An 11,710-nucleotide genomic window follows, 5' to 3' on the forward strand; every position below is an offset into this window, starting at 1 on the left:
GCGGCGATCCCGCGCCCGCCATCAAGGTATACCGTTATGCATTACGCCCTCCATCCGCGCACGTTTTTGTATAGCCACTATTTCCACCTCGGGCTGCGCTTCGGCGTCGGCCTGATCGCCATCACCCTCGTCACGCTGCAACTGAGCGACAGCGCCACCGCGATGGCGGTGTGCATAGGCGCGCTGTGCACGGCGCTGATGGACATGCCCAGCCCGCTGGGCCACAAGCTCAACGAAATGACGGCCTCGATCCTGCTGTGCAGCGTCGTGACCCTGCTGGTCAGCCTGAGCGGGCCGATCCCCTGGCTGCTGCTGACGATGCTGGTGCTGATCAGTTTCCTGGCCAGCATGATGGTGGTCTACGGCAAAAAATCGATGCCGCTGCAACTGGCCGCGCTGTTCATCATGACCATGTCGATGGAGCACGTCATCACGCCGCGCCAGTCCTTCATCAACGCCGGCCTGTTCCTGCTCGGCGGCCTGGTCTACTTGGCGTACGCGATGGCGGTGTCGTGGTTCCTGCGCCACCGCATCAAGCAGCAGGTGCTGGCCGAGGCGCTGTTCGAGCTGGCCGCCTACCTCGACGTCAAGGCCGACTTTTACGACACCCGCTACAACCTGGCCGAGCAGTTCAACAAGCTGGTACGCCAGCAGAGCGTGCTGGCCGACCGCCAGCAAGCCTCGCGCGACCTGATCCTGCGCAGCCACCAAAACCGCAAGGACGCCATCGTCGTGCAGGTGCACGTGTGCATGCTCGACCTGTATGAAATGGTGCTCTCGACCCACACCGACTACGCCGAGTTGCGCGCCCACCTGGCCGATTTCGAGGTGCTGGTGGCACTGCGCAACCTGGCCTTCAAGGCCGCCCGCGACATCGAGGCGGTGGCCTATGCGCTCACCCGCAAGCGCGCCTCATACGCGGGCGTCGACTACGCGCCCGAGTGGCAGATAATCGAATCGCAATTGCAAGAGCTGCAGCGCCGCGGCGCCGCCGGCGAGGCGACCCGCGACGCGCTGGCGGTGCTGCGCGCGCAGCGCAACAAGATCCGCGCGATCCTGGCCAAGATCGGCGAGCTGCACCTGGCCAGCCAAAAGGTCTACGCTGACACGCCGTTCTGGAGCGGCGCCGACATGGCGCCCTTCCTGTCGCAGCAAAAATACGAGCTGTCCATGCTGCTGGCCAACCTGCGCCTGGACTCGCCGGTGTTCCGCTTCGCGCTGCGCGTGGCGATGGCGATCTCGGCCGGCCTGCTGGTCGGCGCCGCGCTGCCCTACGCCGCCCACAGCTACTGGATCGTGTTGACCATCATCATCATCGTGCGCCCGACCTTCAGCATGACCAAACAGCGCCGCGGCGACCGCATCATCGGCACCATCGTCGGCTGCGTGCTGACGGCGATCGTCATCACATGGTTCGACACCCCGGTGGTGATCCTGGCGGTCCTGTTCCTGGCGACGGTGGCGACGCCGACCTTCATCTACCTGCGCTACCGCTACGCCGCCATCGCCGTCAGCATCATGATCCTGCTGCAAATGCACTTGGTGGCGCCGAGCAACACCAACCTGATCACCGAACGCCTGGTCGACACCTTCATCGGCGCGGCGGTGGCGACCGTCTTCAGCTTCGTGCTGGCCAGCTGGGAATACCAAAGCCTGCCGCGCCTGATCCGCCAGGTGCTCGACGCCAACCTGCGCTATATGGAGGCGAGCTTCGCGCTGCTGCAAGGCAAGGGCAGCAACGACTTCCCCTACCGTATCGAACGCAAACGCCTGATGGACAGCCTGGCGGCGCTCAGTTCGGCGCTGGTGCGCATGCTCGACGAGCCGGCCGGCAAGCGCCGCTCGGTGGAGGACATCAACCTGTTCATCGTGCAAAACTACTTGCTGGTGGCCCACGTGGCGGCGCTGCGCTCGATTCTGTTGCGCCACGCCAAGGCCTTGCCGCGGGAAGCCGTCAACGCCATGCTGGCGCGCAGCCACGGCGCGGTTTGCCGGACGCTATCGTCCGCCTTGGCGGCCCCGACCGCGCCGACGGCAGCGCCGGCGCCGGCGCCTGCCCCTGCCGCGCCGGGAAGCTCGCCGCTGGCGCGGGCCGACGACGCCGGCTGGTCCGGCTGGTCCGGCTGGCCGCCGGTGCAGCGCCGCATCCGCCTGCTGCAGGCGGACGCTGATAAAATCATCGTGCACAGCGCCGCCATTGTCCAAGCGGCGTAGCGGGGCCGGCTGCGGCTGCCATGCGGCAATTGGCGGGCGGCACTATAATGAAAGCCCGAGTCACACCCGCGGCCGCCAACCGAACCCGTTCCGCCTATCCCACTTATGAGCACAACACAGCAACATCCCATGAGCGGCCGCGACCTGCTCGCCGCCCTGGTTGTCGTGCTGATCTGGGGTACCAATTTTGTCGCGATGAAAATCGCGCTGCGCGACCTGACGCCGCTGCAACTGGGCGCCGGTCGCTATCTGTTCGCCATCCTGCCGCTGGTGCTGCTGGTCAAACCGCCCAAGCTGCACTGGAAATGGGTCGTCATGTACGGGCTATTCCAGGGGGTCGGCCAGTTCGGACTGCTCTTCATCTCGCTGCAGATGGGCATGACGGCGGCGCTGGCGTCGGTGGTGCTGCAAACCCAGGTGTTCTTCACCGCGCTGTTCGGCTTCCTGACGCTGGGCGAGCGGGTCGGGCGCCCGCTGCAAATCGGCCTGGCGCTGGCGGCGCTGGGACTGGCCTGTTTCGGCATGAACTACTTGGGAGCGCAGGCCGGCGCCGGCGCCAGCGCGGGCGGCTTCGCGCTGTGCCTGGCGGCGGCTGCCATGTGGGCGGCGTCCAACATCGTGGTGCGGCGGGCCCAGCGCGCCACGCCGCAATTCGACGTGATCGCCTTCATGGTCTGGAGCAGCCTGCTGCCGATTGTTCCCTTCATCCTGCTGTCGCTGGCGTTCGACGCGCCGGAGACGCGCTGGCGTTGGCTGGCGGCGCCTTGGAGCACCTGGGCCTCGCTGGCCTACCTGGGCTGGATGGCGACCATCCTCGGCTACGCGCTGTGGACCGGCCTGCTCAAACGCCACGCCGTCAACCGCGTCGCGCCGTTCAGCCTGGGCGTGCCGCTGGTCGGCATCAGCGCTGGCATGCTGGTGCTGGGCGACGTCATCAGCGGTTGGCAGTGGGCCGGTATCGCGATGGTGGTGGCGGCGCTGGTCTGCGTGCTGCTGGGCGGGCGTCTGATGGAAAAATCCGCGTAAAATCCGCCGCGCCCGGGAGGGTTCGTACGCGACGTCTTAGGCGAAACACACCCGGTTGCGACCGTTCTCCTTGGCCTGGTACAGCAGCACGTCGGCCTGCTTCAGCATCGCCTCGGCGGTGCCGGCGCCGACATCGGCGCACACGCCCATGCTCATCGTCACCTTCAAATCCGGATGCACCTGGTGCCACGGGTACTGTTCGATCAGCTCGCGCAACTTGTCGCACAGCGCCGCCGCCTGCGGCAAACCGGTCTCGGGAAAAGCGATGACGAACTCCTCGCCGCCGTAGCGCGCCACCAGGTCGGTCAGGCGCATGTGGCCGCGCAGGATGGCGCTGACCTGGCGCAGCACGGCGTCGCCGGTGGCGTGGGAAAACTGCTCGTTGATGCGCTTGAAGAAATCGATGTCGCCCATCACCACGCTCAGCGGCCGGCCGTGGCGCATGGCCTGGTTGAACAGCGTGGTGGCCTGCTCGTCGAAGTGGCGCCGGTTGTACAGGTCGGTGAGCGCGTCGCGCACGCTCAGCTCGCGCAACTGGCCGGCCTGCTCCAGGATCGTCGCGTGCGACGCCTGCAATTCCGCGTGGCTTTTCGCCAGTTGCTCGCTCATCTGGTTGAAGGCGGTGGCCAGCGTCGCCACCTCGTCGCTGCCCTGCACCTCGACGCGCTGGCGCAGCGAGCCGCCGTGCATTGCGCGCACGGCCTCGGTCAGCCGGCTCAGCGAGCGGCTCAGGCCGTTTCCCAGCAGCAGGCCGAGGCCCAGCGCCAGCACCGTCGCGCAGGCCGCGCCCAGCAACAAGGCCTCGCGCACGGCCGACAGGTATACCAGCTCCTGCTTGCTGGGCGTGAGCACCCCTTGCGGCGACACGTAGCCGAGCGTGCGCCCGTCCACCACCACCGGCAACGCGTCGGCGCGCGCCGATTCCGGCAGCGGCCGGCCGTCGCGGTACACGCAGGCGCCAAGCAGCACGGTGAAGTCCTGGTCGGTCAGGATGAAACGGAACGGTGGCTCGCCGGGCGCTGCGCGCCGCCCGGGCCGCGAAGCCAGCGGCTTGTTGCGCTCGCGCATGAAGCTGCTGAACGGTTCGGTCGCCAGGCCCACTTGCCAGCTGCCATATTTTCCCAGGTAGCTGGTGACGGCGCTGTGGAAGTGCCAGGCCGCCTGCTTGCGCCGCAGCGAATCGCCCCTGTAGTAGACCCGCATATAGGCGAGGCCGCCGATCAAGACCGCCGCCAAGCCGGTGAAAAGCAGCGTCAGCATCAATTTGACGCACAAGGACATGCATTTTTCCACGAATTCATTGCCCGGCGGTGCAAATACCACTGTACCGTAGCGCGCCGCCGACTGCAATCACCGCCGCAGTTCAGGCCAGTTCGAACCACATGTGGACTTTGGCGAGATACGCGTCGCCGACCGCGACGGCATACGGCTCCAACCCGAACGCCACGAAGCCGCAGCGCTGGTATAGGGCCTGCGCCGCCAAGTTGCCTTGCGTAACGGTCAACTGCACCAGCTTCACCCCGCGACAGGCGGCGCCGCTGGCCAGAACCGCGCGCACTAACTGGAGGCGAGGCCGTGCTGGCGCAAATTCCCCGGCACAAACATGCCGAGCAGGCTGGCCTTGTGGCGCGCCTTTTAGCGGGTCGAATGCCAGACCGGCGACGCCGAGTAAGGTGTCGCCGTCGAAGGCGACAAACAGCATTTCGCCGGCCAGCGGAACCGGGTCCAAGCGCGCCTGCCACCACGCCAGCGGCAAGTTGGCGCGTTCGTCAACGCTGGAGGTGAAGGCGTCGGGATGCAAGCCGTAAGCTTCGAGCATCAGCTTGCGTTAGGCCGGCGCGTGCGTCAGTTCAAGGCGCCGAAATGTACAGCCGACAACTCTGCGTTGAAATAACTTAGTCGCCATGAATTTCGGTGCCCAAAAAAATAAATATTTATACGTGGAAACATTTTAATGATAACTATCAACAACCACATCAAAAAAATAGACCAAACTGGTAACAACTTAACGCATCAGTGTTCCACAGAGGAAGACGGCCATGCAAAAACAAAAACAGACTCACTCTGACAATGCCAAACCTATCGGCAATTCGATGGAGATACCGCTCTTTCGCAAAGAAGTTATAGCTGCCAAAACCACGCAATCGGCCGGAGCCATTTTACTGATTCGCCCAGTGTCGATGCGCCTTGCCGCAGGTCTTGCTGCAATTATGACGATGGCCCTGTCTTTCTATCTAGCTTATGGAGAATATACGCGCAAGGTAGTCATAGCCGGCCAAATTGTTCCCTCCGCTGGCGCAATCAAAGTTGTCAGCCCACAGTTCGGTCGAATTGATGAACGTAAAGTCCACGAAGGCGACGTTGTAATCAAAGGACAGGTTCTGTATGATCTGACGGCAGAACGTTCCAATATAAATGGTGGAATTGAATCTCGTATCGATGTATCACTAGCATCTCGACGTGCGCTCTTGATAGAGGAACAGTTTTTACAAGACCAACAACTAAAGCAACGCGAAAAATCGCTAAAAATTAGACAAAATTTAATTGCAGCAGAAATGGAACGGACTGAACAAGAACTTTTATTGCAAACGAATCATATCTTAAATGCAGAAAAAATACTGAAGCGCTACATGACGTTACGTCAGCAAGGATTCGTGTCCGAATTGCAGTTCAGCCAAATAGAAAACGATCACAATGAGCAGTTAGCGCGACGCCTAACCCTTGAACGCTCTAGTTTGGCGTCGAACCGTGACTTACTTCAGGCGCAAGTAGATGCTCGGGAAACAAATTCTCAAATTCATTTGAACGAAACGCAAACCGCCCGCAATATAGCAACTCTTGATCAAGAAGTGGCGGAGCATCAAGGGCGCAGTGGGAATCAAATTTTAGCGCCTGCCGCCGGTGTAGTAACGGCGCTAGCATTTTATCCTGGGCAATCAGTACCAGCGGGAGTCACTCTAGCTACCATCATTCCTGAAGGCAGCACTTTAGAGGCGCACTTACTAGCACCATCACGTTCGATCGGTTTCATCGAAGCGAATCAAAATGTATCGCTTCGATTGGCTGCGTTTCCCTATCAAAAATTCGGTCTGACGAAGGGGAAAGTGGTGCGAGTCGAACGCAGCCCAATTAACGACGCGAGCGAAACCGGTGTATCAGCGGGCGGCGCCCTTAAGGAACCCGTCTACAGAATTATCGTCCAAATGAAACAACAATCTGTGATGGCGCATGGCAAGGAATTGCCGTTTAGGGCGGGCATGACACTGGAGGCAGACATCCGCCAAGAACGTCGCCGTTTGATCGAATGGATTATCGATCCTATCGTAAGCGTCGCGAAAAATCACGCGGAATGATATCAAACCCCTGCGAAGCCACAATCCAGTTAGAAAGGTGAGATTTTATCAACGGATAACAATAAATAAAACAAAGAAAAATTTTCACAGAGAAAAGCTCGAAATAGTTTATTAAAAATAATAATTATGCCAAATTTTTACGAAAGCTAACAATCAAAACAGTGATCACCTTAGCACCGGCAGTTGTTCCTCCTCATAAAAATAACATCGAGTAACTTGATATCGCGCCGAAATGGACGTAAGGCTCATAACGCCTATTATGTATAGCTGCAATGCATTTTTAAATTAAGTATACCGGCAGAAATTGGCTGGAAAGGACGTATGCGATGATTTCAACAAAACATACGGGAAAATAAACCATTCTTTTAGAATGGTTCAATTTGCAAACAAACCAAGGAGAAATAACATGTACGAAATTAAAGATGAGGAAATGTTTGTTTCGATAGGAGGTGGAATAAACCCAACATTTTTAGTTTACACTGACGGTGGAAGCGGAGGATCATTTTCCTCACCGGGCAATATTCCACACGACAATTATTCCTACACGGGAAATTCTGACTATTCAGCCGCCAACTGCAGAGGAGCTGTAACATCCTATGCAGCAAGCGGTACATTTTTTGGTTCGACAATTGGAACAGCCGCAGGGACGATAGCAGGATTTCTCGTCGGCGGCCCGCCTGGTGCCAGTCAAGGTGCCAAGGCAGGCGCAACATTTGGGGCTCCATTGGGAGGAACATTCGGTGCGCGCCTTGCTGCAAAAAGTAAATACTGCAGTTTTTATTATTAAATTTTAGAATTATAGAACTGAATAAAAAGGGAGTTCTTGTATGCGCAGGCTATTTATGTTTCTTTTAATGTGGGCATATTTCCTGATGTCGTTATCAGTAGTGCAATTACTGAATAAATTTTACGAATCAGGATCACATATTTACTGGAACTCCCTTTCTCCAATATTAAAATCTCAAATCATACCAAGCTTAGTCATAATGATAGGATTAGAAATATTATCACCAATATTAATAAAATTACTGTCAAAAATATTTAAAAACAAAAAATAATTTATAGCATCAAATTTACATAAGTCAATTTCTTATAAATATTAAATTTGGACATAAACACCTATGAATATTATTCTATTTTTACCCACATTACTAATCGTAACAATGTGCAACCATTCATTAGCAGAAGAGATACCTTTAAAAAATGGAATAATTTATGAAATTAAACACAACAATAAGATTTCGGGACATTTAATCGGAGTAAGCCATATACTGCCGAAAGAACTAGACACGCCACCGTCTACGCTTGTCGCAGAAGTCATTTCAAAATCTGACGGTCTATTCACCGAAATCGGGATAATTCAATTTATCACAAACCCGAAATATTTTTTAAAGAAATTTGATGCAGCCAAAAAAGGAAATACCATATTCGATGCTATTTCCCGCAATCAATTTACCTATTTAGAAAATCAGCTTACACCGATGTTTGGCCCAGACACAAGAAAGCTTCTTGAAGAAAACCATCCGTTTAATATCGGCGGAGCATTATTTTCATTATGCGCGGCAGAAGTCCAGCTATCCACTACGGAAACGGAGCTTGCAATATTAGCAGCAAGTGAAGACAAACCAATTATGGCATTAGAAACTGTTGATGAACAAATTTCATCGCTACCTCCACTAAACACTAAATTTTGGGCCCGTTATCTTGCAGAGATATCCGCATACGTTGCCCGCCCTGACTGTGTAAAATTACAAGAAATTAGTTATAAAAAAATGGCTGAATCTATTAACAATGGAGATTTAAATGGACTAGAGCTATTGATAAATAATAGCTACTCCACATTAAACGTTAAAGAGCTAGATAAATTTTTTATATCTGGAAGAAATAATAAATTTTCCGAAAAAATTTTACGGGAAATTAATTCTGGTAAAAATTATGTTTTTGCGGTTGGCGCCTCCCACCTTATGGGGTCAGATGGAATCATTAAAAACTTGGAAAGCCATGGCATTACTATAACAAAAAAATAGTTTTATTTTACTTTTCGACAGAAATACAATCTATTTTTTATTTAAAAGTTGGTTTTGCAACATAGCTGCACACGCGATATCAAAGCAATCAAAAATAATAAACCAGTTCAGAGATATCAGCTTTATGAAACGCTAGTTCCAGCCGGAGGATTTGATCATGCACCAGCCATTTCATCTAGAATTCGGCGCCAACCGCCTGCCGATGCAACTCCAGACCGAGGCGGCCGAATGCGGACTTGCGGCCCTGGCCATGGTCACGTCTTACCATGGTTTTCGTACGGACTTGCCAACCTTACGAGGCCGCTTCGCTTTGTCGTTGAAAGGAACCAATTTGGCACAAATTATCCATTACGCAGACGATCTGCATTTAAGTGCGCGCGCATTGCGGCTTGAAGTACTGGAATTGGGCGATCTAAAGATGCCGTGCATCCTGCACTGGGACCTGAACCACTTCGTTGTACTCAAGAGCGCAAGCAGAAAAGGTATAGTCGTTCACGATCCGGCTGTAGGGGTTCGTCGTTTAACTTATGCCGATGCAGGCAAGCATTTCACAGGCGTCGCGCTGGAGTTGACTCCCACGTCGGGATTCAAACCGGCCAACGAGCAACGCCGCGTTGCATTGTTCAGTTTGCTTGGCAAGGTTGATGGCCTGCTGCGTTCGTTCGGCCTTGTGTTCGTTATGGCGCTCGCGCTCGAGGCGTTTGCGCTGCTCTCCCCAATGTTTAACCAATGGGTTGTAGACGAGGCGCTGGCATCGCACGATCGAGGCCTCCTCAATGTACTGGTGATTGGTTTCGCTTTGTTGCTAGTCACGCAGACACTGATTTCCCTGGCGCGAGGATGGACCATGATGTACTTGACGACGCAACTTAATTTGCAGTGGGTCGCAAATGTATTCACTCATCTGTTGCGTTTGCCCATCGTATGGTTTGAAAAACGTCACCTCGGCGATGTCGTGTCACGTTTTAGTTCGGTCGAGGCGATCCAACGAACCTTGACTACTAGCTTCATTGCCGCAATGCTCGACGGATTAATGGCAGTCGCAACATTGACTATGATGATCCTCTATAGCACTACTTTGTCGATGGTGGTGCTAGCAGCAGTGTTGCTGTATGCGCTATTACGCACGCTCGCGTACCGGCCGTTACGGGAAGCCAGCCAAGAGAGTCTGGTATTGTCGGCCAAGGAGCAAAGCTGTTTTCTTGAAACTATTCGTGCAGTTCAGGCAATCAAACTATTTGGCCGCGAGTTGGATCGTCGGGGACGCTGGCTTAACTTGATGGTGGACTCAGTCAATCGCGGCGTACGTACGCAAAAAATCATGTTGTGGTTCGGCATCGCGAACACATCAGTTTTTGGCCTTGAGAACTTGTTGGTGTTCTGGCTCGGCGCACACATGGTCATGGATGGCGACTTCACAGTCGGTATGCTGTTCGCGTTCACCTCCTATGGAGGTCAATTCAGTGGCAGGATGTCCTCGCTAATCGATAAATTCATCGAATATAGAATGCTGTCGCTACATGCGGAGCGCTTGGCCGATATCGTGCTGGAACCTGTGGAGGGCGCCAGCTTGAGCGATATGATGCTAGATAATCTAATCCCGCGAATCGAGTTGATTAATCTAGGCTTCCGCTATGCCGATGGCGAGCCCTGGATTATACGGAATCTGAATTTGACGATTGAGGCTGGCGAAGCAGTGGCCCTCATCGGCCCTTCCGGCTGCGGCAAGACAACATTGGTCAAGCTAATACTGGGTTTACGGCAACCAACCGAAGGAGAAGTTCGCTATGGGGGTGTGCCAATCAAACAACTTGGAAACCAAGCGTATCGCACGGCTCTTGCAGCTGTCATGCAAGATGATCAACTGCTGGCCGGCTCGATGGCAGACAACATCAGTTTCTTCGACCCTCAGGCCAACCAAATTCGTGTTGAGGAGTGTTCACGGCTTGCGGCGGTGCATGACGACATTGCTGCGATGCCAATGGGCTACCACACACTAACTGGCGATATGGGCACAACACTATCAGGTGGCCAGAAGCAACGGGTTTTTCTGGCGCGTGCGCTGTACAAATTACCAAAGGTATTGGTGCTCGATGAAGCAACAAGCCATCTCGATGTGGACCGAGAACGGAAAGTCAACGAAGCGATAAGCGCACTCGCTATCACCCGTATCTGTGTCGCGCACCGGCCCGAGACGATTGCAATGGCGCGGCGCGTGGTTCGTCTAAATCAAGGTGCCATCGACCAAGACATATCGCAATTACCCTCAACCGGACAAGCAAAAAGTCGAACTAATGATTTACCTTCAACGATTACACGTGCGCAGCCATCTTCTCCATCATTACACACTGACTGAATCAACCTCATTTTCCATCGCGACGTTTTCCGGCCGCTATTGACGGAGCAGGCGCTGGTTGGCGCGCCAGTCCAACGCGGGGGCAAGGCGATGGGAGACACAATCAGTTTCTACTTCCGGTAGATTAGGCACTGCCGTGCTCGCACGCTATCGTCCGCGCCGGCGAGCAAGCTAGCATGCGGTTGACCGGCCCCGCACCGTGCAGCCGTTAAACCACCGCATCGCTCATTGGCCGACCGGCCCCATGGCCAGCAGCGCCAGCGTGGCGCCGTCGGGCGACCAGCGCGGCGTGCTGGCCACGCCCTTCAGGCTCAGCAAGGCTTCGGCCTTGCCCTGCGCGGCGACGTACAAGGTGGCGCTGCCGGCGCCGCTGTCGACGCCGATGAAGGCGACGCGGCTGCCATCCGGCGCCCAGCTCGGACAGTTGTAGATGCAGGTCGGGCAGGGGTCGTATTCGTGCAAGACGGCGCCGCTGGCGGCGTCGCGCACCACCACGCTGGCGTGCGGGCGCAGTGGCAAGCCGCCGGGGTCGGACGACTCCAGCGCGACGATGCGCTCGCCCACGCCCGACAGCGCCACATTGCGGTATTCGCGCAGCGGCGCCACCGCGGCGGCGCTCCCCGCGCAGGCCAGCAGCGCGCCCGCCAGCGCCAGCAACGGTGCCATGGCCTTCAACTGAATCATCTCTATGCCGCTTTCAAACATGGCGAGCGCCACACGCCTGCCATGCCCGG

The 11,710-nt window shown here is 55.8% G+C and carries 9 protein-coding genes; 6 read left to right on the top strand and 3 right to left on the bottom strand.

The window, feature by feature from the left end; genetic code table 11:
• Positions 1-36 precede the first annotated feature (36 nt).
• Together JANGC3_RS0126830 and JANGC3_RS0126835 are read left to right on the top strand one after the other, a co-directional pair.
• Positions 37-2,214 (top strand): FUSC family protein, encoded by a 2,178-nt coding sequence (locus JANGC3_RS0126830; protein ID WP_017879587.1) that lies wholly within the window; start codon positions 37-39, stop codon positions 2,212-2,214.
• A gap of 129 nt (positions 2,215-2,343) precedes the next feature.
• The gene (locus tag JANGC3_RS0126835) at positions 2,344-3,240 is read left to right on the top strand and encodes an EamA family transporter (protein WP_017879588.1); all 897 of its coding nucleotides are present in this window, start codon (positions 2,344-2,346) and stop codon (positions 3,238-3,240) included.
• A gap of 36 nt (positions 3,241-3,276) precedes the next feature.
• Here the strand turns inward: JANGC3_RS0126835 and JANGC3_RS0126840 are convergent, their stop codons facing one another.
• Both JANGC3_RS0126840 and JANGC3_RS30300 read right to left on the bottom strand, forming a co-directional pair.
• Positions 3,277-4,521, bottom strand: coding sequence for a GGDEF domain-containing protein (locus JANGC3_RS0126840; RefSeq protein ID WP_026133571.1), 1,245 nt, complete (start codon positions 4,519-4,521; stop codon positions 3,277-3,279).
• An 82-nt stretch (positions 4,522-4,603) separates the two neighbouring features.
• The gene (locus JANGC3_RS30300; RefSeq protein WP_198292113.1) at positions 4,604-5,059 is read right to left on the bottom strand and encodes a GNAT family N-acetyltransferase; all 456 of its coding nucleotides are present in this window, start codon (positions 5,057-5,059) and stop codon (positions 4,604-4,606) included.
• Positions 5,060-5,279: 220 nt separating this feature from the next.
• Here JANGC3_RS30300 and JANGC3_RS31925 point away from each other — a divergent pair, with 220 nt between their 5' ends.
• The 4 genes from JANGC3_RS31925 to JANGC3_RS30305 all read left to right on the top strand — a co-directional run bounded on the left by JANGC3_RS31925 (position 5,280) and on the right by JANGC3_RS30305 (position 10,976).
• On the top strand, positions 5,280-6,593 hold the full coding sequence (locus JANGC3_RS31925) for an HlyD family efflux transporter periplasmic adaptor subunit (RefSeq protein WP_081612044.1): 1,314 nt from the start codon (positions 5,280-5,282) through the stop codon (positions 6,591-6,593).
• A gap of 406 nt (positions 6,594-6,999) precedes the next feature.
• Positions 7,000-7,380, top strand: a complete 381-nt coding sequence (locus JANGC3_RS33075) for a hypothetical protein (RefSeq protein ID WP_157407048.1) — start codon at positions 7,000-7,002, stop codon at positions 7,378-7,380.
• Between the two features lie 334 nt (positions 7,381-7,714).
• On the top strand, positions 7,715-8,620 hold the full coding sequence (locus JANGC3_RS31930) for a TraB/GumN family protein (RefSeq protein ID WP_081612045.1): 906 nt from the start codon (positions 7,715-7,717) through the stop codon (positions 8,618-8,620).
• A 157-nt stretch (positions 8,621-8,777) separates the two neighbouring features.
• Complete coding sequence (locus JANGC3_RS30305) at positions 8,778-10,976, top strand: peptidase domain-containing ABC transporter (protein ID WP_035789196.1); 2,199 nt, start codon at positions 8,778-8,780, stop codon at positions 10,974-10,976.
• A 225-nt stretch (positions 10,977-11,201) separates the two neighbouring features.
• Here JANGC3_RS30305 and JANGC3_RS0126870 read toward each other — a convergent pair whose 3' ends face one another.
• Entirely contained in the window at positions 11,202-11,681 is a 480-nt protein-coding gene (locus tag JANGC3_RS0126870; protein ID WP_017879593.1) for a PD40 domain-containing protein, read from the bottom strand.
• Between the last annotated feature and the right edge of the window lie 29 nt (positions 11,682-11,710).

This window comes from Janthinobacterium sp. CG3 (assembly GCF_000344615.1).
GTDB lineage: Bacteria > Pseudomonadota > Gammaproteobacteria > Burkholderiales > Burkholderiaceae_D > Janthinobacterium.